Genomic DNA, 24,316 nt, shown 5'->3' with positions numbered 1-24,316 from the left:
AAACTTATTGCTACGAAGAGCACGGCAGTTATACCCCTCTTGCCGTTATCGTGAAACAATCCAGTGGTTTTCATTATTACTGGCACCACTGCGATATTAACAACAGAAACCAACCTAAAATATTTCAACAGTAATACGTATAAAATATAAAATTTACCTAAAATAACCCTACCACTCTATTTCTAACATATTACAAATATAATAAATAACAATAGAATATATTCTTTTATTCTTACTATTTGAAAAATAAAAAACTATTAATATCCATTTTCTTTAAATTCTTCTTTAATTTCCTTGTGATTACTCATAATCGCTCAAAATAATTACATTATTTTATAGTTTCCAATAGAAACAAACAAAGCAACCTCATCAATAACATTGATATTTTTTTAATTTTTTTTTAATAAAGTTACACGTAAAATTAAATTTATAAAAAACAATAAAATAGCTTTAATCTCACTCTCTATGATTATCACATCTTTTTTGATATCAATTAAAACATTTGAAAATCTTACCTATAGGGCTAATAATGAAATTGATAGTTGATGAATGTCTATCTAAATAAATAAGGATCTGCTTCATTATGAAAACTAGCTTTAACCATATCGAGCGAGATAATAGTGATATCACCCATAACCATAAAAATACTCATAGTTCCTGCAACTGCACCCAAGAAATAATAACTTCTTTAAATCATTATATTAATAAACATCCAGAATGTACTATCTACCAAAATTCTTTAATGAGTAGTCTTATTGCTGGTGTTTATGATAGTGATGTTACTATTGCTGATTTATTAAAGCATGGTGATTTTGGTTTAGGTACTTTTAATCATCTTGATGGCGAATTGGTCGCCTTTGATAGTAACGTTTTTCAATTACGTTCAGATGGCAGTGCGCGAGAAGCCCGTCCAGATCAAGGCTCGCCTTTTGCTGTAATGACATTCTTTAAACCTGATATTACACATCAGTTTTCGGCTCCTGTCTCCCAACAACAGGTTCACAATATTATTAACCAATATGTCCCTTCCGATAATCTATTTTGTGCCATCAAAATTGAAGGCGAATTTGAATTAGTTAAAACACGTACAGTGCCACGTCAAGAGCCTCCTTATGTGCCCATGCTAGAAGCCATTGAAAATCAGCCTATTTTTACCTTTCACGATGAAATGGGTATTATTGCCGGCTTTCGTTCCCCGCAATTTACTCAAGGCCTTAATGTTGCTGGATTTCATGAGCATTATATTAATCACCAACGTGAAGGTGGTGGCCATGTACTTGATTATCAATTAAAAAAAGGCACCCTACAAATCGGTGTTATCTCTCGTTTTACTATTGACTTACCTCATCAATCAACATTCTTAGAAGCTAATTTAATGCCCGATGACCTTCATCAGGCAATAGAACAAGCCGAAAACTGAAAGTAATCATTCCTAAAGGTCATTCTGTTTTTATTCATTCACTTGCAAACTTAAAGAAGGTTTTATGAACTCTCATCATTGGAATTGCGGTGCTGACTTGGTGGTTAAGCAATTAGAACAACATGGTGTTAAACAAGTTTTTGGGATCCCCGGAGCCAAAATTGACCGTGTTTTTGATTCTTTGGTTGATTCAACAATTAAAACTATTGTTGTGCGTCACGAAGCCAATGCAGCTTTTATGGCGGGTGCGGTAGGACGTTTAACCGGTAAAGCGGGTGTGGCGATAGCCACTTCTGGTCCCGGTTGTTCTAATCTAGCAACGGGCATTGCGACAGCTACATCAGAAGGTGATCCTCTAGTTGCCTTAGGAGGCTCAGTTAAATCTACGGATAGACTTAAACTGGTTCATCAAAGTATGGACACAGTAACAATGTTTAACCCAATCACTAAGTTTTGCGCTGAAGTTGATTCTTCACAATCAATTTCAGAGACGTTAGCCAATGCTTTTCGTCATGCGGAGTCAGGTCGTCCCGGCTCAGCTTTTTTAACCTTTCCAATGGATATACTCAATAATGAGGTAGATAGCCCGTTATTAACACCTAAATCCAAACCTAATTTAGGTCCGGCGAGTGATAGTGCAATTCAAGAAGCGATCAGCTTATTATTACAAGCGAAAAACCCTGTGATATTAATAGGGCTTCAAGCCAGCGATCCGGAAAATGCTCTTGCCTTACAGAATTTCCTTGATATTTTTCCTGTTCCTATTGTAGGTACTTATCAATCTGCTGGGGCTATTGCCCATCGCCATTTTCCACTCTTTGCCGGGCGAATTGGCTTATTTAATAATCAGCCAGGGGATGAATTACTGGCACACGCTGATTTAGTTATCACTTTAGGTTATAGCCCGATTGAGTATGAGCCTTCCTTATGGAACAGTCATAATGCCAATATTATCCATATTGATGAGATCCAAGCTGAAATCGATTTAGCTTACTGCCCTGCCTTAGAATTAACAGGCAATATTAAATTAACACTGGATAAGTTAACGCAACAATTAACTCACCAGCCTAATTCAAAATTACAATTGTCTAATCAGAGCCAAGGAATACTAGAGAAAATACGTCAGCAAAGGGAAATTTTGCAACAAAATAGTTATTTTAGACAAGGCACACCTATTCATCCTTTAACTATCATACATGAAATGCAAGATATCATTGATAACGATGTCACTCTTTGTATTGATATGGGGAGTTTTCATATTTGGCTTGCACGTTACCTTTATAGTTTTAGAGCGAGACAAATGCTAATTTCTAATGGCCAACAAACCATGGGAGTTGCATTACCTTGGGGAATAGGCGCTTCTTTTGTACGCCCTTGCGATAAAATTATCTCTGTTTCTGGTGATGGGGGATTTATGCAATCTTCAATGGAGCTAGAAACCGCAGTTCGTCTTAATACCAATATATTGCATATTATCTGGGTTGATAATGCTTATAATATGGTGGAGATGCAAGAAGAGGTAAAATATGGCCGTCCTTCTGGCGTAAAATTTGGTCCCATTGATTTTAAACGCTATGCAGAATCTTTTGGTGCTAAAGGATTTTCTGTTGAGTGCGCATCTCAACTTCGTGAAACCTTACGTAAAGCGATAGCTATTGATGGTCCTGCTGTGTTAGCCATTCCTGTTGATTATCGTGATAACGATAAATTAATGAAGCACATTAATTATAATTTAATTATTTAGTAATAAGCCCCTCCAGTTAACGGATTAGTCATTAAAATGGAGGGGCATTTTATTTACAAGCTCTTGACTTACTTTTTCTGACCATTAAATTTTGCTAGGCTAACGGACAGTCTGGTATAAAGATGCACTCTATACTAAAGGGGCAAAATATTATCAAAGGAGAATAAAATGGAGATACTCCATTCAATGCTTGACACATTAAGTCATGTTTCTCCTATCGCTTTATTTTTTACTATTACCCTACTCACTGCGGGAAAATCTACTATTGGTATTTCATCCTTTTTACCTCCCGCATCGTTAATGCTGATCTTAATATTTGGGGTTTGCTTGCCCTTCCATTCGCCTATTTTACTTTGGTTAGCAACTAGTTTAGGTGCCTTATTAGGATCTATAGCGAGTTATCAGTTAGGACGTTCCATTTATTATTTCCCTCGCTTAAATAAATGGGTTACCCGCTATCAAACAAAGATCTTACGTATACAACAACTGTTAAAAAATAAAGCATTCTTTATTCTTTTTATTTCACGCTTTTTAGCTGTGTTTCGCTACCTTACGCCTTTTAGCGCAGGTTTATTAAAACTCCCCATTTATGGTATTTATCTAACAAGTGCTGTTTCAGCCTTAGTGTGGTCAGGAGTATTTATTTTAATAGCCAATGACGTACTCTCCATCTCATTATAAAATAATAATTTTTAATTATTTATTATCTTTAATTGACTAATTTTGATATTTATTTGTTAGCCATACCCGTTAATTATTGTTTTCTCGCCCCTCTCTGCTCTTATTTATTCCTTTAATGTAAATAGTTATTTATTTTAGAAAATCTATTATTAATTTATTTTTTAGTGAATTATTTTTCAAATACCCCAAGTTATCGATATTTTCTCTGTCTTCTTGATAAAAACCCCTTGATTATGGATATAATTTACATAATTACCATCATGATCACAATTTGTTACATTCACGTATCAAATTAATCAACCCAGTTCACAATTTCGTAACCTTCCTTTACCTATAAAAGTTGTCATGTTGTATACAAGTTGATGTGAAATATTCACCTGCGTTTTTATGTACAGGAACAACATCATGAGAATAAGAAAAACAAAGCTTGCCATCGGTATTGTTGCTGTTATTGCTGTTGTATCACTAGCAATGATCGGCAAAAAAGAGAATGCCAATAAGCAATTTCTCTCTGTAGCAACGGCCTCAACAGGAGGAACTTATTACCCGATGGGAGTCGGTTTAGCCAATGTTTGGAGCACCCACCTCAAGGATAGAGGAATACAAGTCACAGGGCAGTCCTCTGCTGGCTCAATTGAAAATATCTATTTAATGCAACAAAACGAAGCTCAGCTTTCTATTCTACAAAGTCTATTAGCTGTGGAAGCTTACGAAGGTGTACGTAATTTTGAAGGCAAACCAGAAAAAAATCTACGTTCTATATCAATGCTTTGGCCAAATGTAGAGCACTTTGTCTTAATGAATGACAAAGTAAAAACAGGAACATTGGATGATATTCGTGCCACCAGCTTCTCTGTCGGGCCACAAGCCAGTGGCACTGAACAATCGACCATTATCATTCTTAAAGGTGTGAATTTAACTAAAAAAGAGATCACTCCTGAATATCTTGGTTATGGAGATACCGTTTCAGCAATGCGTGATGGACGCCTTGATGGGGGAGCATTACCTGCGGGTGTTCCCGCCTCTGCGGTTACCGATATGTATGCCAGTGATGTTAATGCCAAATTACTTGAAGTGACTGATAAGCAACTTGATGATATTAATCATATTGCTAACTCTTGGTTTCGCTTTGAAATACCAGCAAATACCTACCCTCGCCAAGCAGAAAAAGTAAACACCATTGCACAACCTAATATCTTAATGACAACCACAAGTATTGATGACCAGTTAGTTTATGAATTGACTAAAACCATGTTTGAAAACTTACCAGAAGTTCATCAAGTACATAGTGCTGCAAAATACATCACCACCGAAAATGCGTTAAAAGGTGTTTCTGTGCCATTACACCTTGGAGCTTATCGTTATTACAAAGAAATTGGATTAGATATCCCTGACTATTTAATTCCACCTGAAGCTCAAACGCAAACTAATAATAAATAACAGGAGTGAGTTATGACTAATAATGACCACCTAACTCCGGTAGAGCCACCAGCATTAGATAAAGAAGCTAGCTCAGGCACTCGTCACCTTACCGGTATCTATTTAAAAATCACCACCACGCTGGCGATATTCATTTCGTTGTATGCTATTTACTCTAATGCCTTATCCAACACCCAAGAGTTTTATCGTAATACTATTTTTCTTAGTGGTATTTTGATCCTTGGTTTTATTTTATTTCCATTCTCTAAACGATTTTCTACCGCAAAATTTAATGGCTGGGATTATCTTTTTATCGCTTTAACATTAATCAGCTATGGCTATTTTTTCTTTAACTATGTTGATCTCCATGTGGTAAGAAAAAGTATTCCCAACACAATGGATTATGCGATGGCAATTCTTGGCATTATTGTTCTTTTTGAAGCAGCAAGAAGAACAACGGGCTATTTTATTCCTAGCCTAGCCACATTCGCCATTATCTATGCCCTATTTGGCCAATACTTTATGGGTATTTTTGGTCATGCAGGATTTTCTGTAGAGAGACTGTTATATCGTTTATTTATGACCAGTGAAGGTATTTTTGGTATTACACTCTCTACTGCCTCTACCGCTATCGTGGTATTTATTTTATTCGGTTCGTTTTTAAGTGTTAGTGGTGCCACAGCACTATTTAATGATTTAGCGCTAGCCATGGCGGGACGTCGCCGTGGGGGGCCTGCTCAAGTTGCCGTCATTTCATCAGCATTAACAGGTTCATTAAGTGGTAGCGCGGTCGCCAACGTAGCCACTACGGGAACCTTTACCATTCCATTAATGAAAAACATTGGCTTAACATCACGTTTTGCGGGTGCCGTTGAAGCTACTGCATCTACAGGTGGAATGATCATGCCACCAATTATGGGTGCGGCAGCTTTTATTATGGCGGGCTTTTTGGGAATTTCTTATACCACGATTGTTATTGCCGCGATTATTCCTGCGTTGCTCTATTACGCGGCCTTGATCATGGCAATTGATATTGAAGCGAAAAAACAAGGTTTAAAAGGACTTAGCAAAGAGAATATTCCACAAGTTAAAGCGGTATTAAAAGCACGCGGTTTATTGCTATTACCTTTAATTATTGTAATTGGCACGCTATTAATGGGTAAAACCCCTATTTATGCGGGTTTTCTTGGTATATTAACCATTATTGTTGCCAGCTGGCTAACACCTGATAAAACGGTACGAATGACATTAACTAAAGTGGCCGATGCTTTAGCAGAAGCGGCTCGTGGCTCGGTACAAGTGACTATCGCTTGTGCTGCCATTGGTGTGATTATTTGTGTTGTTACCATGACCGGTATCGGTGCGACCTTAGCATTTAATATTGTCTCTATGACTGACAATACATTATGGATGATCTTACTGGTTGTGATGTTAGTCTGTATTGTATTAAGTATGGGCTTACCATCAACTGCTCTATATATCGTGGTTGCCGTTACAGTGTCACCTATTTTAATTAAAGCCGGTGTGATGCCTTTAGCAGCGCATTTCTTTGTCTTCTGGTTTGGCGCGTTATCCAATATTACTCCTCCGGTCGCCCTAGCGAGCTATACGGCAGCAAGTATTGCGAGAGCCGATCCGATGCAAACTTCATGGGATGCGGTACGTTTAGCACTCCCTGGTTTTATTATTCCTTTTATTTTGGTTTATAACCCTGCATTACTGATGCAAGGTGATAATTTAAGTGTTATCTCTATCGGGTTAATGGTCATTAGTGCATTAGTGGGAATTTATGCACTAAGTATTGCCACTGCGAATTTTTGGATAATCAAAACAACATGGTTTGAACGTATCGCCTTTGCAGCGGCCGCTATTTTAATGATTAAGCCCGGACTATATACCGATTTATTAGGTATGGCGTTGATCTTACTTACTGGCGCTTTCCATCTGTTGCGCTCTAAAAAACAGTTGGTCAATGTAGGGCAAGTATCTGGAGAAAACTAGATGATAAAAAAGATCTCACGCCAAAAAGCGTCGCAACAAATTCTTGATCAAATTAAGCAAAATATTTATGACGGGACCTATCCTATTGGTGAAAAACTACCGTCTGAAAATGTACTCGCTGACGCCTTTGGCGTTAGCAGAGTTCCCATCAGAGAAGCATTAGGGGTATTAGAAGCGAGTGGCATTATTACGTCACGCCAAGGGGGCGGTAGACGCGTTATTGACCACTCTATCTTGAGTAAATACGAACCTATTGTGATGGAAATTGCTTGTCCTCAAGAAATTGAATCACTGCTTGAAATGCGTGAGGTCATTGAACATGAAGCGGCAGCCATTGCCGCTTTACGCCGAACACCAGAAGAATTGCTGACGATAGAGCAAGCACATCAGGCCTTTATCTTAGCCACGCAGAAAAACAACAACATTGGTCATCAAGAAGACTATCAATTTCATCGTGCCATTATGGTTGCTTCACATAATCCTTTTTTCGTGCGCATCCTCGATAACTTACATGAGCTTTATCTTGGCGTATTGATGTATTCCTTAAGCCAAAATAAAGGACGTATTGCCGAAACTGAGCGTGTTATTGCAGAGCATGAAGCTATTGTTGAAGCAATAAGACAACAAGATAGTGATGAAACTAGCCACAAAATGCGTCTTCATTTAGCCAATGTACATGGAAAGTTAAAGCGCTTACAACAAGAAAAAAATTAACTCTTATACTGGATTATATGGGTAGTATTATGACTTATGACGTAATTATCATCGGTGCAGGATTAGTAGGATTAGGGGTTGCCAGTGCATTACAAGAAAGCCAACCTGAGCTTAAAGTACTGGTGATTGATAAGGAATCTGGCCCCGCCGTTCATCAAAGTGGCCATAACAGCAATGTTGTTCATTCGGGGATTTACTATACACCAGGAAGCCTAAAGGCAAGACTCGCTAAGCAAGGTAACATCACGACTTACAATTTTTGTAAACAGCATCATCTCTATTACGATCGTTGTGGCAAGGTGATTGTGGCAACTGATGAAAAAGAGCTACCAGCATTAGAAAATATCTATCAACGTGGAATACAAAATGGCCTTGAAGTGATTAAAATGACCGAGAGCGAGCTAAAAGCCAGAGAGCCTTATGTTAATGGTATTGCTGCTTTGCTTGTTCCTGATGCCGGTATTGTCAACTATCCGGAAATTGCCGCCAAACACGTTGAAATCATTCAAGCTCGAGGTGGAGTATTTGCCTTTAACCAAGCAGTAAATGCGATTAATGAAACGGACGAAACGGTAACAGTCACCACATCCACAACACAATTTACCGCAAAGTGGCTGATTAATTGTGCTGGATTATTTAGTGATCGGGTAGCAAAAATGGCGGGCTACGATACCGGCATGAAGATAGTTCCCTTTCGTGGCGAATATTTTATGCTCAACTCAAATAAAAATTATTTAGTTAATCATCTTATTTATCCTGTGCCGAATCCTGATTTCCCATTTTTAGGTGTCCATTTTACACGTATGTATAACGGGCATCGTGACGTAGGCCCTAATGCCGTATTAGCCTTTAAACGTGAAGGCTACAAGAAAAGTGATATTGACTTAAAAGATCTCACTGAAGTACTAACCTATAAAGGATTTTGGAAAATAGCCGGAAATTATTTAGGTGAAGGGATGGCCGAATTACGTCGTTCCTATTCACGCAAGCTGTTTGCCCAAAATGCACAAAAGCTTATTCCTGCTCTACGTGAAGCAGATATTCACCCAGGTCCGGCAGGTGTACGCGCCCAAGCTTTAACTCGCGAAGGAAAATTAGTCGATGATTTTCACTTTGTTAAAGGTAAACGTTCATTACATGTATGTAATGCCCCTTCTCCTGCCGCAACAGCATCAATTGAAATTGGTCGTGAAATTGTAAGAGAGCATTTTTTATTATAAAAAATCTTTCGTCTCACTCGCAGAGTGTCTCTCGTTGTCTGTGAGTGAGCTTATTTAGTATATCTGCTTTTATCCTCCGCCATCCCCCTTCCTGTCGACAATCCCACACCCTAAGCAATAACCGTTTTTTGACAGATTTATGCAGCCTTTATATATTGATAAAAGCACTTTAAACAACCAAGTATCAATACTTATTTTAATTAGAAAAATTAATCATTAATAAAACGATTTCAACCAATAAAATTGGATTTGAAATACATCTTCATCAATGATTTAATTGATTTTTTATCAAAATAATATAACAGTCTGCAAAACAACAGCTATAACAAAATTTAGCGATTGTTAAATAATAGAGTAAATTCAATAAAATAAAATGCGCCAATTTTATAAAACTTATCACTTTCTTTTTGATAGACTATCTATCAATCATTGTTTATTACTTATCTCTATTGCTTTGATAATGATTATCAATCATAAAAAGCACTTTTTGCCTACCTATTATTTCCTCTATGCTTAAAATAGATTACAAATAACATACGTTACTATTCTATTTAATTGGGCACTATGTCCCCACCTATTGTGGGAGGTTTTTATGGCTGAAAATGTCGTTAATGATATTCTGAAATGGTTAGAAACTCAGTTACAACGTAATGAGGGTATAAAGATTGATACGATTGCAAATAAAAGTGGCTACTCCAAGTGGCATTTGCAACGTATTTTTAAAGATTTTAAAGGTTGCACATTAGGCGAATATGTACGTAAACGTCGCTTATTGGAAGCAGCAAAGTCTTTACAAGAAAAAGACATGTCCATTTTAGATATTGCTTTGATGTATGGCTTTAGTTCCCAAGCAACATTTACTCGTATCTTTAAAAAACACTTCAACACTACACCAGCTAAATTTAGAGAACATGGTGAGTTACCAGATACACGTCGTTTTATGTCATGTGAAAATAGCTAATATAGCCAGAAGTATTGACTGACAAAACAAAGCGGGAAAACATCATGTTTTCCCGCTTTGTTTATTATATCAAACCATTTTATTGTCAGTCGTTTTCTTAAATAGATAATAATCAATTAAGAAAGCGCATGAACAAGCCACTGTTGCAGCTCTTCAAGCTCTGATTGGTTATTTGGGTACTGCTCTATTAATTGCGCTAATAGTCTTTTCATCGAACTAGAAGCATAACGCTGTCCAACTAACATCTGCGATAGCTTTTCTAATGGTGCGGGATCTAAACTGTCGGTATAAATTTGGCTTCTAATAATCGTACCGCGTTCAATATCAAAGTGCAGCTCAACACCACCCCATTTAAAGCGATTATCTAATAGATGTGAAAAAGCAGGCGCTTGACCAAAATTCCACTCCCAACTACTTTGTTTTGCAAATGTTTCTGCAAAACCCGGTAAATCAGGTAATTTTTGTGGTGAAATAATTTCAGCTTCAACACGCTCACCATAATAGTCAAAAAAACTGTCAGTAATCGCTTGGCATAACTTTTCATGAGTTATATCGGGTTTTAATTCCACTAAATTAGTGACACGAGAGCGCACCGAAGTGATCCCTTTCGCCTGTAGTTTTTTTGGATCTGGGTTTAAATAGTTAGCTAAACGAGATAAATCAGCATTAATTAATAAAGTACCATGATGAAAACCACGATCTTTTGTCTCTTTATAGGCTGAGCCAGAAATTTTTCTTTCACCATCAGCCAATGGTACGACTAAATCATTTCGTCCTGATGCCGTTGCTTGTATGCCGGCTTTCGATAACCCATCTAAAATAATTTGCGTCGAAATGGTTTTATTATATTCGGGTTTGCCTGCCATAAAGGTAAAACAGGTATTACCTAGATCATGAAATACTGCACCGCCACCACTTGAGCGACGCGCCAATTTCACACCATCTTCTTCCATTTTTCGGGTATTGCACTCTTTCCATGGGTTTTGTGCTCGACCAATCACCACAGTATTATCATTACGCCATAAAAAAAGGACTCGTTGATCAGCTGGCATCTGTTTAAAAATGCACTCTTCAACCGCGAGGTTAAACCATGGATCATAAGACTCAGAAAGAAGTAGACGCAATTTGCCTGACATAAGATATCCCTATATGAAAAAAGTTAGCTATAAGATAGCATAACACTCAGTAGGTTAGCGCCTTCAATGGCACAAAATTACAATCGACGAGCCTGCCAGAAAGTTTTTTTCCAATACGCATTATCTAATGATGAACGAATAACGCCTTTACTGGTAGAAGCATGAATAAAGGTATTGTCAGTATCATAAATACCAACATGAAGCCCGTTATCCCCTCCTCCGGTTTTGAAAAATACTAAATCACCAGGCATCAAATCACTTTTACTAATTTGTGTACCATATTTAGTTTGGTCGATAGTCATTCTTGGCAGTTGTATATCAAAACGATCACTATAAGTCCTATACACAAACCCTGAGCAATCAATACCGGATGGGCTCATGCCACCATAGCGATAAGGCGTACCATACCATTGCTCTAGCTGAGATTTTAATTGCACAATGACCATAATAGGATCAGAAAGTTGCGTTTTTAACGGGGGCGCGGGTGGGAAACGCTTAGAGGGACTCGATGAGCATCCAGCTAGCAGAATAATACAGAGTAAGAAAGAATAAAAAGTAGGCTTTCTCATTGCATCCACCCAATTATTGACAATAGATTTAAAATCTATCTGCTTTTTTACGTAAAAACAAGTGATTGAAGGTGAATACACAAGCATTGATAGTGTCAATCGCACAATAGCTCACTTTAAAGAGAGAATAACACTCTCTAAGTTAAGCTAATGCGATGTTGTTTGCTCCGTTTTTTGGCTTATTAACCAAACACCTAGCATAATAAAAATGATACCTATTGTTTTAGACCACGACAGCGTTTCTTGAAACCAAGGTAAAACCACCGCGAGAATATAAACAAAGACATAGCTAAGGCTGATGAGTGGATAAGCTTTGTTTAGGGGGATTGTACGTAAAGTCAATAACCAACAAACCATTGACAGTACGTAGCCAATCAGTCCCACGAAAACAACGCTGATAGGTATTATGTTTGCCCATAACCAATGAAGATCAAACCACTGTTTTTCTAATTGCAGATCAGGTAATTCTGACATACCTAGTTTTAACAGTAGTTGTGCAACTGTGACTAATAATGCGCTGGCGATAGCCCATAAGTAACCGGTTTTCATGACTGCATACTCATCAACACAATACCTAACATAATCGAGGCAATACCAATCCAATGTTTCACATTAACCGTCTCTTTATAGATAAATTGGCCTATCAAAGTGACGACAATAAAGTTAATACTCAACATCGGATAAGCAATACTAAGTGGGAGGATTTGCAGTAAACGTAACCAAAATAACATGCCAAAGCCTAGCATAGCGATGGCAGTAATAAGCCAGAAAATCGTCTTTCTGGCTTTAGTGGTTGAATTATTTTGCCAACTCACCACTGCTTGTTTCTGACAAACTTGGCCAATACAGGTTAGCAAACTAACAATAAGTAATAAAAAAAAGGCCATTACTTACGTTTCTCATAGGTCAAAATAGCCATACGACGATTCGTCACTAACTCTTCAGGTCGTGGCATCTGTGCCAGTTTCTTCGGATCTTTATAAGTGATCACCACAGAGACATTACCTTCTTTTCTGGCATTTTCTAACCATTGCTCAAAACTTTCAGGTTTTAGTAATCTATGTTGAGAATCTGGATATTCAATTCCATAGGTTAATTCCCCTGTTCTCTCATAAAGGTAGATATCGCTACGTTGCAATTCCCAAGCTAATCCAGCCCCCACACCAACGCTGTTACTGACTATATATTTGCTCGCATTGAGGGTATCGATATTTTGGCGAATAAACTCTTGCGGTAATTTGCCATCAATAGAGCTATTGGGAATGGCTTGCCCAATACATAAGCTTACCCCTAAAGAGCAAGAGGCTGCCCATAGCCAATGTTTACCATTTAATGTAGAGCAGAGATAACCAATGATGCCCCATAATGAGAAAGCGACAATCGCTAATACCCATTTGGACCATTCATAAGGCATATAGATAGGTTTAGAAGAAACCAATTGAATAATTAATATCGCAACAACAGCAGCAACACCAATAAAAATATTAATATAGCCATTAATGCGCAGTGCTTTCATTTTAAATTTTCTAGCACAGTCTACACCGTATTTGGCCATTAGCATCGCCAACGGTCCCATAAATGGCAACATGTAAGTAGGTAATTTACCTTTCGCGATACTAAAAAATAGGAAAGGTACTACAAACCAACATAGTAAGAAAAAGAGTTCAGGACGCTTACGGCGCTTCTTCCATGCACTAGTTAGTGCCCCTGGTAATAATCCAAGCCAAGGAATAACACCCAGTAAAATTATAGGGATGTAATACCAGAAAGGGGAACTATGCTGAGCATCATCACCAGAAAAACGCTGGATATGCTCAACCCAAAAGAAATAATGCCAATAATCAGGCTCAGCCTTCGCCACCGCTAAAACCCATGGCAAGCTAATTAACGCCGCACTTAAAACAGCAAGCACACCATAGAGTAACATCCGAGTGAACTGTTTTTGGTAAAGGGTTACAGGGATCATCACAATAACAGGGATAGCTAATGCCAAAAAGCCTTTGGTCATAAAGGCCATACCACAAGCTAAACCTAGCGTTATCCATGCCAATATACGCGTTTTTACCGTGGTTGCTTTCAACGCCCAAAAACAACACACCATACTTGCAGTAACCCAAAGCGCTAACATCGGATCAAGTACGCTATAAGTTCCGACGCTAAACACCAAAAACATGGATAAATAAATTAAGCTAGCCACAAAAGCGACTTGGCGATTACGCCACATCATTCGTGCTAATAAATAAATAAGTAACGCACTTAATAGGATAGAAATAACTGAACCAAAGCGTACGGCAAAATTAGTGTGGCCAAATATTAACTGGCTAATATTATTAATCCAGTAACCTGCTACTGGTTTTTCAAAATAGCGGATATCAAGCATATGGGGAACAATCCAGTTCCCGCTCACCACCATTTCACGGCTAATTTCCGCATAACGTGTTTCATCAGGTTGCCATAATAACCGGCTGTTCAATGGAAATAAGTAGGTAAGAACAAAAAAAAGAGCCAAGAGGATGGCCCCGATTTTACTCGCCCGGTTATTCAACATAGTTTTGTTAGACCTCTTGTTGGCACCCTAACCAGCCTTCTCGACCTGGAAAGTCAGATCGGACAACTTTACCCATCGGAAGCATGTCTATATCTTGTGGTAGTAGATGGCTTAATGGACAGAATTCGATGCCTTCGTTTGCAATCATTGCCAATAACTGCTCAAATTGAGCCGCTTTTGACATTCCCTCAACTTCGGTATGAATAGTATAAACAGGTATACCCTGATCTTTTTTGATTTCATCAATAATAAATTGATTAAAATCTTCGTCCTTTACCTTAGTACCGACCACTTCATCATAAGTTGGTAATGTTACTGGAATTTGCACTGTACCGATAGAACCATTTTCTAGAACTGGCCTAAATGGATGCGTTCCCCGACAATCACTATTGTAGTCAAATTGGAAAGCTTCTTTAACCATTAGAACACGTTCATCAGCACGCCACCCAGCAACCGCAGAACATTTTACAGGTTTTTCAAGTGCTTTTTCCAGTGCTTCTACACCTAAACGAACCTGTTGCATTAATTCTTCTGTTGACCAACGGCCTACTTTAGCTTGCCAACCTTGATGATCCCATGAGTGTAATCCGACTTCATGCCCCGCATCTTGGGTTTGTTTCATCAAATAGCCTAAATTTTTGGCAATTTTTTTACCCGGCCACGCCGTACCGGCTAATAGAATATCCAGTCCATATAATGAAGCGGCATTCGACCTTAGCATTTTCCACAGAAATTTCGGTTTTAAAAGGCGCCATAAATGGCGCCCCATATTATCTGGACCGACACTGAAGAAAAAGCTGGCCTGAATGTTATGCTTGTTAAAGACATCCAGCAATTGTGGAATACCTTCTTTTGTACCCCGATAAGTATCCACATCGACTCTCAAGCCAACTTTCTTCATTACTTATTACCTAACTCTTCAACTGCACCACGTAAGAAGAAGTCTAATGTCTCTTCTACCGTTTGGCGTGTTTCGATAGTTGGTTTCCAATCTAATAGACGCTCAGCATTTTTGATGCTTGGTTTGCGGTGTTCAACATCTTGATAGCCTTTACCGTAGTAACTGCTACTTTCGATTTTCTTGAAGCCAGCAAATGGAGGGAAGTGACCGCGTAACTCATGTTTTTCAAAGCAATCTAACAGCATTTCTGCTAGCTCACGAATACTTGCTTCGTTAGTTGGGTTACCGATATTGATGATCTGACCATCACATTTGTTATCACGATTTTCAATAATGCGGAATAATGCTTCAATACCATCATTAATATCAGTGAAACAACGTTTTTGCTCACCACCATCAACCAGTTTAATCGGTGAACCTTCCACTAGGTTCAAAATTAACTGAGTAATTGCACGAGAGCTACCAATACGCGCTGAATTTAAGTTATCAAGACGTGGCCCCATCCAGTTAAATGGACGGAATAAAGTGAATTTCAGCCCTTCTTTAGCACCATAAGCCCAAATAACTCGGTCTAATAACTGTTTAGAAACAGAGTAAATCCAACGTTGTTTATTAATAGGACCGACGATTAAGCGTGAATTATCTTCATCGAACTCTTTATCATCACACATACCGTATACTTCTGATGTGGATGGGAAAATAATACGTTTATTGTATTTAACACAATAACGAACAATTTTTAAGTTCTCTTCAAAATCTAATTCAAATACACGTAATGGATTACGGGTATATTCAATCGGTGTTGCAATCGCTACTAATGGCAAGATCACATCACATTTCTTGATGTGATATTCAATCCATTCTGTATGAATGCTGACATCACCTTCAATAAAGTGGAAACGAGGGTTACCAATAAAGCGTTCAATTGCTGATGAACCGATATCCATACCGTAGATATCATAGTTACCATCTTTTAATAAACGCTCGGTTAGGTGGTTACCAATAAAGCCATTGACACCTAAAATCAGTACACGTTGACGACGTTTCACTTGTGCTGTTGCTTTTGGTCCAACGCGTACATCTGTCACGATCCCCATTTCAGTGGCTAAACGGCTGCCTTGAACATAAAGACCATTTTCACTTTGACCTGTGATAACTTCAATTGCACCTTTCGCACATGCGATAACTAAAGGCTCAGTTGAAATAACAGTACCCGGACGTTTACCTTGGTTATCTGCCACTGGACGTGCACGCCAGATAATCATTTTGCGCTCACCTAAGAAAGTGAAAGCACCTGGGTATGGTTCAGTAACGGCGCGAACTAAATTATGAACCGTTTTAGCATCTGCATTCCAGTCAATTAAACCGTCATCAGCACAACGACGACCATAATAAGTTGCTTGGCTTTCATCTTGCGCTGTTGTTGAATAGTTACCTGAGGCGATATGCGGTAACGTATGAGCCATTAATTTCGCCGCAGCTTCTCTGACTTTTTCATGTAAAATTAATGAAGTATCAGTATCTTCAATCGTTACTTTTTCTTGTGCAACGATATCACCAGCATCTGCTTTAGCCGTCATTTTATGTAAAGTGACACCAGTTTCAGTTTCACCATTGACAATGGCCCAATTGATAGGTGCACGACCGCGATATTTAGGTAATAAAGAGCCATGTAAATTAAATGCACCTTTAGGTGCTAAATTCAGGATCTCATCGCTTAGCATATGGCGATAATAGAAAGAGAAAATGACATCTGGCTTCATCTCACGAATACGCTCAATCCATAATGGATGATTAACGTTTTCTGGAGCAAACACAGTTAATCCCATTTCTGCGCTAACACGCGCTACGGATGAGAAGAAATGATTTTCGTTAGGATCGTCAGTATGGGTAAATACAGCTTGAATATCGAAACCCGCTTTTTCAAGTGCTTTTAAACCAACACAGCCAATATCATGATAGGCAAATACTATTGCTTTCATTAGTCTTCTTCCTGATTTTTGTTGGGTTTTTTAACGCCAACCACTTTTTGGATAAAATACCGAGGACGCGCTCTTACATCATTATAAATTCGGCCTATATATTCACCTAATAGACCCATTGCAACGAACTGCGCACCGATAAACATGAATAAGATAGCAAAGAGTGTAAACACTCCGTCTGCCGCCCAAATTGCACCGAAAATAAGTCGTAGTACAATCAATAATACGGCAAGTAAAAAGCCGGCAACAGCAATCACACTACCTACGACACTTAATAAACGTAATGGTGCAGTTGTCAGACAGGTTAATAAGTCGTACATCAAATTGATGAGTTTTAAGAAACTGTATTTTGAATCACCATATTCACGCTCAGCGTGAGCAACTTCAATTTCAATCGTACGACGAGCGAAGGTATTCGCTAAAATTGGGATAAAAGTACTACGCTCATGGCATTGCAACATCGCATCAATAATATGACGACGATATGCTCTTAACATACAACCATAATCGCCCATTGAACGACCTGTTGCCTTGGTTATCATGGCATTAATCATTTTAGAGGCCGTTTTACGAAACCACGAATCTTGACGGTTACGGCGTCGAGTTCCGACAACATCATACCCCTCTTCTGCGGTTGCCACTAAACGGGGGATCTCCTCTGGTGGGTTTTGTAAATCAGCATCTAAGGTAATGACTAAATCCCCGTCAGCTTGGTTAAAACCCGCCATAATAGCGGAGTGTTGACCATAGTTGCGATTTAAAATAATCGCAATAACATGGTTATCTTCAATGTTGGCAGCTTCTTCTAGCATTTTTGCTGAATTATCGCTACTTCCGTCATCAACAAGGATCAGCTCATACTCTTGTTCTAACTGTTTACAGCTTTTGATTGTTCGCTCTAAAAGCTGTGGGAGACTCTCTTCCTCGTTATAAACGGGAATAACGACTGATACTTTATTGATTTTTTCAAATGTTGACACTAGATATGCTCCGAAAGAATTTCATTGATCGCATCGACAACGCGAATAACATCTTTATTGCTCATATCAGGAAACAGCGGCAGCGAGCATAACGTTGCAGAGTTCCATTCTGATTGAGGAAGGGATAACGAAGGGTAGCGCTCACGATAATATTTTTGTGTATGCGCAGCACGGAAATGAAGCCCTGTACCAATCTCTTTTTGTTTGAGTTTTTCCATAAATGTATCACGATCGATACCACAGGCATTTTTATCAACTCTGACCATAAAGAGATGGTTAGCATGTAAGTGTGGATATTCCGGCACACTTAACATTTCCAATGGTGAATCTTGAAGTTTTTCACGATAAAGGGCAACTAACTCAGCACGTTTAGCATTCATTTCTTCTAAGCGACTTAATTGCACTACCGCGATAGCAGCATGAATATCCGAGAGATTATATTTATAACCAGGCTCAACGACTTCCGCTTGAGGTTTACGTCCTTGGACTTGACGATCAAAAGCATCAACACCCAAACCATGAAATTTTAAGCAACGGACTCGATTGGCTAATTCATCATCGTCCGTAACAACTAATCCACCTTCGGCACAAGTGACATTTTTAATGGCATGAAAAGAAAAAATAGAAGTTCCCTTCTCACCTATCCATTCATCTTTATATCGAGTACCTATCGCATGTGCTGCATCTTCAATTAGAGGAATGCCCGCTTCATCAGCAACCGCTCTGAGTGCATCAAGATCACAAGGCGCTCCGGCATAATGCACAGGGATAATTGCTTTGGTTCTTGGGGTAATCGCTTTTTTTACCGATTCAGCGCTAACCATTAATGTGTCACGATCAATATCGACCATTACTGGCTCTGCGCCTAATAACGTAATGATATTGATAGTTGATACCCAAGTTTGGGAAGGTGTAATAACTTCATCACCAGGCCCTATTCCCATCGCCATCAAAACAACATGCATACCCGCTGTTGCAGAACAAACCGCAATAGCATGTTTGCTACCAAATTTTTCACAAAAATCTTGTTCTAGCTGATGATTTTGGGGACCTGTTGCGATCCAGCCGGAGCGTAAAACGCTTTCAACTGCTTTAATCTCTTCATCCCCGATAGCAGGACGGGAGAATGGAAGAAAGTGACTCATAAAGATGTAGCCTAATTAATGAATGAATAAAAACTAATTATATACAATTTGCTGTTTCACAGCACCCGTTGTTATTAAGAAAGCCTTAAAGAAGGCTTAATAATTTCCGATGCGCAGACTCTGACTCAATAACATCACTCTATTACTTGCCAAATTACACTATTTGCTGATCTATTACATCTAATCTTAGTATTAAATGTAGTAGATAATAAATTTTCATCCAACAAAAGTGCTGAGTCACCTGAGTTGATTATTTTTCCCTCTAACATAAACCATAACTTATCTGCTTTTAGATAAGAATGATTCAAATCATGAGTGCTCATAATAATACTGCCACCTTGTAGACAAAATTTATCTAGCCATTTATCCAATAAAGTAAGTTGTACAATATCTAAATTATTTGTCGGCTCATCAAGCATCATTAATTTTCCTGTTAAATCATCGCTTGACCATAATTGTATAAAAGTGGCAACAATCCGAACACGTTGCCATTCCCCACCAGATAAATGATGAATATTTTTTGACAATAATTTATTGATTTGAAAATCGCTTAATAGTGCATTCAATTCTTGAATATCCATTTTTGATAACTGATAGGATAAAGAAAGATAATGAAACACTGGCATAAATGGCAAAGCTAACGATTGTTGTCTAACAACGCTTTGTATTCTAGAAAGTTCGGCAATTTTATAATCTCTCATTGAAGTTTCGTTTAAAAATATATTTCCAACGTATGAAACTTCACCAGCAATGGCCATTAACAACGTACTTTTACCCGCCCCATTCGCACCAATTAAATGAATGCGTTCGCCATCATTAACTTGTTCAGTAATACCATATAGTCTTTTATTGACAGCTAATTTATATAGTTTTAATTGTGCCATATTATAAGCGCTCCATCTGTTTAGTGGCTAATAACCAAATAAAAAGAGGTGCGCCTAAGGTGGCAGTTATCACGCCAATAGGGACTTCTGCGCCATTTAACATCAGCCTTGATATTAAATCAGCGAATATCAGTAAACTCGCTCCCGTTAAAGCACAGCCCGGTAACAAGGTTTTATAATGTGTGATACCAGACAATCGTAATAAATGCGGTACAATCAACCCGACAAAACTAATTGCGCCGGCTAGAGCAACGCTAAAACCAATTAATAAACCAACGGTTAAAATAAACCAATTACGCCATATAATCACAGAAATGCCGAGTTTTTTGGCTTCAAAACTCCCCAGAGAAAGGTAATTTAAAATATCGGCTTGCCAAATAAGAAGTGTGATGATTGGAAGTAATGCCCAAAATAATATTTGGTGACGCCAGTCAATGCCACTAAAGCTCCCCATAAGCCAGTACATTAATTGTCTTAAATCTAACGCAGAGCTAAAATAGACCAGCCAAGTCATAACAGCACTTGCTAATACCCCTAATGCTACGCCTATTAATAATAATTGAGCATTAGATAGTTTTTTTATTTGTGAGAAAAACATTAATAAGCAGGTGATCCCCAAAGCCCCTAATATCGCGGCACTGCTTATTAACCAGTATGCAGTTCCTAATTGGAAAACAATCAGTAACACAACACAAACACCCGCACCACTACTTACACCTAAAAGTCCCGGCTCTGCTAACGGATTTTCAAAGATTGCCTGCATAATGGCACCAGCAATCGCTAAGCTTGCGCCAACCATCATCACAGCCAATATTCTTGGAAGCCTAATTTGCCAAATAAATAAACTAGCTTCTTCAGTGAGCCATTTATTGGGGAATAACCAAATTTCACCGGCTGAAAGTGAGATAACAATAAGAACAAATAAAACTAACACCAGCAAAGTGAGTTTTAGCTTATCACTAATTTGCTGTTTGTGTCGTAATTGATTAAGCGGATCATCATATTGATTATTCATATTGTTTAGTAAATAGCCCATAAATTACGCTATTTTTATAAATATATTGCTAATAAATGTAGGGCAACATAACACAGTCCCTTTCAATGAAGAAAATATAATTTTCTATCCTAAGGAAATAAACCTTCCAGTATGATTAATTTTAAACCAATGATTATTCCCCTCAAGCACATCTTATTTAAACAATAAAATGACTATTAGGCGCTTATCACAGATAAGCAAAAGAAAAATAGAAGGAGTAAATCGTAGAAGTAAGTCGAAAAAAAACGGCTTTCAATAGAAAGCCGTTTTGGTGTTTAAGTATTACTCTTTTGGTGTCGCATTTTCAACCCGGCTTTTTAACTTTTGTCCCGGGCGGAAAGTTACAACACGGCGGGCTGTAATAGGAATATCTTCCCCTGTTTTCGGGTTACGACCTGGGCGCTGATTTTTATCACGTAGGTCAAAGTTTCCGAATCCAGACAGCTTCACCTGTTCTCCATTTTCCAGAGAACGACGCACTTCCTCAAAAAAGGCTTCTACAAGGTCTTTTGCATCGCGTTTGCTAACGCCAAGTTTTTCAAACAGATTTTCTGCCATTTCAGCTTTTGTAAGCGCCATAGGTCTAGTCCCTCAAGGATGCTTGGAATCGCTGTTTCAATGCTGCAACACAGGTATTGACTGTGGCAGCAATCTCATCTTCTTCCAGAGTATGCTCGATATCCTGCAAGATTAAGCTAATAGCGAGGCTCTTATAACCCTCCGCTACTCCCTTACCACAATACACGTCAAATAAGTTTATGCCAACTATTTGATTTCCGCCAACTTTCTTACATTCAGCTAAAATATCTTCTGCAGCCACATCATTTGGAACAACTACAGCGATATCTCTACGATTCGAAGGGAAACGTGAAACAGCTTTCGCTTGCGGTAAATTGCGGTTTGCGATTGCGTCCCAACGTATTTCGAATACTACCGTACGGCCGTTTAAATCAAGTTTACGTTCAAGCTCTGGGTGAACAACACCAATACAGCCAATATATTCATTTCTCAGATAAATCTCAGCACTTTGTCCCGGATGGAGCGCTGAATGATTGGCTGGTTTAAATGTAATTTCATCTAACTGGCCTGTCAATTCCAGAATTGATTCAATATTACCTTTCAAATCAAAGAAATCAACAGTTTGCTTCTCTAAAGTCCAATGTTCTTCATAACGGTTGCCCGCGATCACACCAGCTAGCATAAGTTCCTGACGTATTCCATATTCTGCTTGATTATCAGGAACAAAACGCAGACCTGCTTCAAATAACCTAACTCTAGCCTGTTGACGGTTCTGATTGTAAACCACTGTGGTTAATAATCCGGTCAACAATGACAAACGCATGGCTGACATATCGGCAGAAATTGGGTTAGGTAAGATCAACGCTTCTTCATTAGGATGTAGTAAGCTTTGGATCTTCGGATCAACAAAGCTATAAGTGATAGCTTCTTGGAATCCATTATCAACCAGCATAGTTTTCACACGTTTTAATGGCAGATCCGCTTCACGGTGGTCTGTCATAATCAGATCGGCACGTAAAGGTACATCTGGAATATTGTTATACCCGTAAATACGTGCAACTTCTTCAATTAAGTCTTCTTCAATTTCAACATCAAAACGCCATGAAGGCACAGTGGCTAACCACCCGTCATTTTCAACGGTGACGCCAAAACCTAAACGTGTTAACGAATCAACAACTTGTTCATCATCAATAACATGACCTAATAAACGGTCTAATTTTGCACGTGTTAATTTGATAGGAGCGACATGGGGTAAATAGCTGTCATTGGTGACATCAATAATTTCACCCACTTCACCACCACAAATTTCGAGTAATAATTTCGTTGCTCGCTCAATGGCCTGATATTGCAGCGCTGAATCAACACCACGCTCAAAACGATGAGATGCATCGGTATGTAAACCATAACGACGTGCACGGCCGGTGATCGCTAATGGAGAGAAGAATGCGCACTCTAAAAATACGTTTTTAGTTTCTTCATTAACACCAGAAGATTCACCACCGAAAATACCTGCCATTCCTAATGCTTGTTTTTCATCAGCAATAACCAGTACATCATCTTTTAAGGTGATTTCATTACCATCAAGTAAAGTTAGTTTTTCACCCTCTTTGCCCATACGAACAACCACAGCCCCATCGACATGGTCAAGATCAAACGCATGTAATGGTTGTCCCATTTCAAGTAAGACAAAGTTAGTGATATCAACGATTGGATCGATAGAGCGAATACCACCACGACGTAATTTTTCTTGCATCCATAATGGTGTGTTCGCTTTCACATTCACATTAGTGAAAACACGACCTAAATAGCGAGGACAAGCTTGTGGTGCTTCAACTCGCACAGGAAATGTCGCTGAAGAAGTGGCTGCAATTGGTGACATATCAGGGATTTGGCATGTCATTTTATTAATGACCGCGATATCGCGAGCAACCCCCATAATACCTAAGCAATCTGCTCGGTTTGGTGTAATGCTGATTTCAATCGCATTATCATTTAATTTTAAGTATTCGCGAATATCGGTACCGATAGGTGCATCAGCAGGTAATTCGATAATGCCTTCATGGTTTTCTGAGATAGCTAATTCAGAAAAAGAGCACAGCATACCTTCTGAAGGCTCACCACGTAGTTTGGCTGCTTTAATTTTAAAGTTACCCGGTAATACCGCCCCAACCGTTGCTACAGCAACTTTTAAGCCTTGGCGACAATTTGGCGCACCACACACGATGTCCAATAAACGCTCACCACCGACATTGACTTTTGTCACTCGTAGTTTATCTGCATTTGGGTGTGGTCCACATTCAACCACTTCACCCACAACAACACCGTGAAAATCACCGGCAACAGGCTCTACACCATCAACTTCAAGGCCAGCCATGGTTAGCTGTTCAGAAAGCTCTTCGCTACTAATTGCTGGGTTTACCCACTCACGTAACCAAAGTTCACTGAATTTCATGAGA

The 24,316-nt window shown here is 38.6% G+C and carries 21 protein-coding genes; 8 read left to right on the top strand and 13 right to left on the bottom strand.

Annotation, left to right across the window (positions count from 1 at the left end; translation table 11 throughout):
• Positions 1–583 precede the first annotated feature (583 nt).
• The 8 genes from budA (at position 584) to ACYUCW_RS11105 (ending at position 10,160) form a co-directional block, all read left to right on the top strand.
• A complete protein-coding gene (gene budA / locus ACYUCW_RS11140) occupies positions 584–1,420 on the top strand; it encodes an acetolactate decarboxylase (RefSeq protein WP_004247954.1) in 837 nt (278 codons plus the stop codon).
• Between the two features lie 64 nt (positions 1,421–1,484).
• Positions 1,485–3,164: an acetolactate synthase AlsS gene (alsS, locus tag ACYUCW_RS11135; RefSeq protein WP_163748908.1), complete on the top strand. Its 1,680-nt coding sequence runs from the start codon at positions 1,485–1,487 to the stop codon at positions 3,162–3,164.
• 168 nt (positions 3,165–3,332) lie between these two features.
• Positions 3,333–3,845 (top strand): DedA family protein, encoded by a 513-nt coding sequence (locus ACYUCW_RS11130; RefSeq protein WP_163748911.1) that lies wholly within the window; start codon positions 3,333–3,335, stop codon positions 3,843–3,845.
• 405 nt (positions 3,846–4,250) lie between these two features.
• Entirely contained in the window at positions 4,251–5,285 is a 1,035-nt protein-coding gene (locus tag ACYUCW_RS11125; RefSeq protein ID WP_460408601.1) for a TAXI family TRAP transporter solute-binding subunit, read from the top strand.
• 12 nt (positions 5,286–5,297) lie between these two features.
• Entirely contained in the window at positions 5,298–7,265 is a 1,968-nt protein-coding gene (locus tag ACYUCW_RS11120; protein WP_004242632.1) for a TRAP transporter permease, read from the top strand.
• On the top strand, positions 7,266–7,979 hold the full coding sequence (locus ACYUCW_RS11115) for a FadR/GntR family transcriptional regulator (RefSeq protein WP_460408599.1): 714 nt from the start codon (positions 7,266–7,268) through the stop codon (positions 7,977–7,979).
• A 17-nt stretch (positions 7,980–7,996) separates the two neighbouring features.
• Positions 7,997–9,199, top strand: coding sequence for an L-2-hydroxyglutarate oxidase (gene lhgO, locus ACYUCW_RS11110; protein WP_004242630.1), 1,203 nt, complete (start codon positions 7,997–7,999; stop codon positions 9,197–9,199).
• Between the two features lie 592 nt (positions 9,200–9,791).
• A complete protein-coding gene (locus tag ACYUCW_RS11105) occupies positions 9,792–10,160 on the top strand; it encodes a helix-turn-helix domain-containing protein (protein WP_004242629.1) in 369 nt (122 codons plus the stop codon).
• 116 nt (positions 10,161–10,276) lie between these two features.
• On the opposite strand, the gene ACYUCW_RS11100 is transcribed toward ACYUCW_RS11105, so the two are convergent.
• The 13 genes from ACYUCW_RS11100 to pheT form a co-directional block, all read right to left on the bottom strand.
• Positions 10,277–11,296: a lipoate--protein ligase A gene (locus tag ACYUCW_RS11100; RefSeq protein ID WP_017827232.1), complete on the bottom strand. Its 1,020-nt coding sequence runs from the start codon at positions 11,294–11,296 to the stop codon at positions 10,277–10,279.
• 77 nt (positions 11,297–11,373) lie between these two features.
• A complete protein-coding gene (locus tag ACYUCW_RS11095; RefSeq protein ID WP_017628170.1) occupies positions 11,374–11,865 on the bottom strand; it encodes an NlpC/P60 family protein in 492 nt (163 codons plus the stop codon).
• A 147-nt stretch (positions 11,866–12,012) separates the two neighbouring features.
• On the bottom strand, positions 12,013–12,414 hold the full coding sequence (arnF, locus tag ACYUCW_RS11090; RefSeq protein ID WP_017628171.1) for a 4-amino-4-deoxy-L-arabinose-phosphoundecaprenol flippase subunit ArnF: 402 nt from the start codon (positions 12,412–12,414) through the stop codon (positions 12,013–12,015).
• Positions 12,411–12,752, bottom strand: coding sequence for a 4-amino-4-deoxy-L-arabinose-phosphoundecaprenol flippase subunit ArnE (gene arnE / locus ACYUCW_RS11085; RefSeq protein ID WP_004247948.1), 342 nt, complete (start codon positions 12,750–12,752; stop codon positions 12,411–12,413). Before arnE ends, arnF begins: the two co-directional genes overlap by 4 nt.
• On the bottom strand, positions 12,752–14,413 hold the full coding sequence (arnT, locus tag ACYUCW_RS11080; RefSeq protein WP_004247947.1) for a lipid IV(A) 4-amino-4-deoxy-L-arabinosyltransferase: 1,662 nt from the start codon (positions 14,411–14,413) through the stop codon (positions 12,752–12,754). Before arnT ends, arnE begins: the two co-directional genes overlap by 1 nt.
• Positions 14,414–14,420: 7 nt before the next feature.
• Positions 14,421–15,314: a 4-deoxy-4-formamido-L-arabinose-phosphoundecaprenol deformylase gene (gene arnD, locus ACYUCW_RS11075; protein WP_004242622.1), complete on the bottom strand. Its 894-nt coding sequence runs from the start codon at positions 15,312–15,314 to the stop codon at positions 14,421–14,423.
• Positions 15,314–17,296 carry a bifunctional UDP-4-amino-4-deoxy-L-arabinose formyltransferase/UDP-glucuronic acid oxidase ArnA gene (gene arnA / locus ACYUCW_RS11070; protein ID WP_004242621.1) on the bottom strand — a complete coding sequence of 661 codons (1,983 nt, stop codon included), beginning with the start codon at positions 17,294–17,296 and terminating at the stop codon, positions 15,314–15,316. Before arnA ends, arnD begins: the two co-directional genes overlap by 1 nt.
• The gene (gene arnC / locus ACYUCW_RS11065; protein ID WP_004242618.1) at positions 17,296–18,276 is read right to left on the bottom strand and encodes an undecaprenyl-phosphate 4-deoxy-4-formamido-L-arabinose transferase; all 981 of its coding nucleotides are present in this window, start codon (positions 18,274–18,276) and stop codon (positions 17,296–17,298) included. Before arnC ends, arnA begins: the two co-directional genes overlap by 1 nt.
• The gene (arnB, locus tag ACYUCW_RS11060) at positions 18,276–19,421 is read right to left on the bottom strand and encodes a UDP-4-amino-4-deoxy-L-arabinose aminotransferase (RefSeq protein ID WP_460408596.1); all 1,146 of its coding nucleotides are present in this window, start codon (positions 19,419–19,421) and stop codon (positions 18,276–18,278) included. The genes arnC and arnB overlap by 1 nt, the downstream gene beginning before the upstream one ends.
• Before the next feature lie 134 nt (positions 19,422–19,555).
• Positions 19,556–20,305 (bottom strand): vitamin B12 ABC transporter ATP-binding protein BtuD, encoded by a 750-nt coding sequence (locus ACYUCW_RS11055; protein ID WP_004242614.1) that lies wholly within the window; start codon positions 20,303–20,305, stop codon positions 19,556–19,558.
• 1 nt (position 20,306) lies between these two features.
• Positions 20,307–21,341 (bottom strand): vitamin B12 ABC transporter permease BtuC, encoded by a 1,035-nt coding sequence (gene btuC / locus ACYUCW_RS11050; RefSeq protein ID WP_004242613.1) that lies wholly within the window; start codon positions 21,339–21,341, stop codon positions 20,307–20,309.
• 282 nt (positions 21,342–21,623) lie between these two features.
• The gene (ihfA, locus tag ACYUCW_RS11045) at positions 21,624–21,920 is read right to left on the bottom strand and encodes an integration host factor subunit alpha (RefSeq protein WP_004242612.1); all 297 of its coding nucleotides are present in this window, start codon (positions 21,918–21,920) and stop codon (positions 21,624–21,626) included.
• Between the two features lie 4 nt (positions 21,921–21,924).
• Positions 21,925–24,312, bottom strand: coding sequence for a phenylalanine--tRNA ligase subunit beta (pheT, locus tag ACYUCW_RS11040; RefSeq protein ID WP_163748528.1), 2,388 nt, complete (start codon positions 24,310–24,312; stop codon positions 21,925–21,927).
• Positions 24,313–24,316 lie beyond the last annotated feature (4 nt).

The organism is Proteus sp. MB838 (assembly GCF_054767435.1).
Note: the sequence above shows the minus strand (reverse complement) of the source record. Positions and strands in the feature narration are given on the sequence as shown.

Excerpts from the sequence above, each read along its gene's own strand:
- budA (WP_004247954.1), top strand. The coding sequence starts at position 584 with ATGAAAACTAGCTTTAACCATATCGAGCGAGATAATAGTGATATCACC.
- alsS (WP_163748908.1), top strand. The coding sequence starts at position 1,485 with ATGAACTCTCATCATTGGAATTGCGGTGCTGACTTGGTGGTTAAGCAA.
- ACYUCW_RS11130 (WP_163748911.1), top strand. The coding sequence starts at position 3,333 with ATGGAGATACTCCATTCAATGCTTGACACATTAAGTCATGTTTCTCCT.
- ACYUCW_RS11125 (WP_460408601.1), top strand. The coding sequence starts at position 4,251 with ATGAGAATAAGAAAAACAAAGCTTGCCATCGGTATTGTTGCTGTTATT.
- ACYUCW_RS11120 (WP_004242632.1), top strand. The coding sequence starts at position 5,298 with ATGACTAATAATGACCACCTAACTCCGGTAGAGCCACCAGCATTAGAT.
- ACYUCW_RS11115 (WP_460408599.1), top strand. The coding sequence starts at position 7,266 with ATGATAAAAAAGATCTCACGCCAAAAAGCGTCGCAACAAATTCTTGAT.
- lhgO (WP_004242630.1), top strand. The coding sequence starts at position 7,997 with ATGGGTAGTATTATGACTTATGACGTAATTATCATCGGTGCAGGATTA.
- ACYUCW_RS11105 (WP_004242629.1), top strand. The coding sequence starts at position 9,792 with ATGGCTGAAAATGTCGTTAATGATATTCTGAAATGGTTAGAAACTCAG.
- ACYUCW_RS11100 (WP_017827232.1), bottom strand. The coding sequence starts at position 11,296 with ATGTCAGGCAAATTGCGTCTACTTCTTTCTGAGTCTTATGATCCATGG.
- ACYUCW_RS11095 (WP_017628170.1), bottom strand. The coding sequence starts at position 11,865 with ATGAGAAAGCCTACTTTTTATTCTTTCTTACTCTGTATTATTCTGCTA.
- arnF (WP_017628171.1), bottom strand. The coding sequence starts at position 12,414 with ATGAAAACCGGTTACTTATGGGCTATCGCCAGCGCATTATTAGTCACA.
- arnE (WP_004247948.1), bottom strand. The coding sequence starts at position 12,752 with ATGGCCTTTTTTTTATTACTTATTGTTAGTTTGCTAACCTGTATTGGC.
- arnT (WP_004247947.1), bottom strand. The coding sequence starts at position 14,413 with ATGTTGAATAACCGGGCGAGTAAAATCGGGGCCATCCTCTTGGCTCTT.
- arnD (WP_004242622.1), bottom strand. The coding sequence starts at position 15,314 with ATGAAGAAAGTTGGCTTGAGAGTCGATGTGGATACTTATCGGGGTACA.
- arnA (WP_004242621.1), bottom strand. The coding sequence starts at position 17,296 with ATGAAAGCAATAGTATTTGCCTATCATGATATTGGCTGTGTTGGTTTA.
- arnB (WP_460408596.1), bottom strand. The coding sequence starts at position 19,421 with ATGAGTCACTTTCTTCCATTCTCCCGTCCTGCTATCGGGGATGAAGAG.
- ACYUCW_RS11055 (WP_004242614.1), bottom strand. The coding sequence starts at position 20,305 with ATGGCACAATTAAAACTATATAAATTAGCTGTCAATAAAAGACTATAT.
- btuC (WP_004242613.1), bottom strand. The coding sequence starts at position 21,341 with ATGGGCTATTTACTAAACAATATGAATAATCAATATGATGATCCGCTT.
- ihfA (WP_004242612.1), bottom strand. The coding sequence starts at position 21,920 with ATGGCGCTTACAAAAGCTGAAATGGCAGAAAATCTGTTTGAAAAACTT.
- pheT (WP_163748528.1), bottom strand. The coding sequence starts at position 24,312 with ATGAAATTCAGTGAACTTTGGTTACGTGAGTGGGTAAACCCAGCAATT.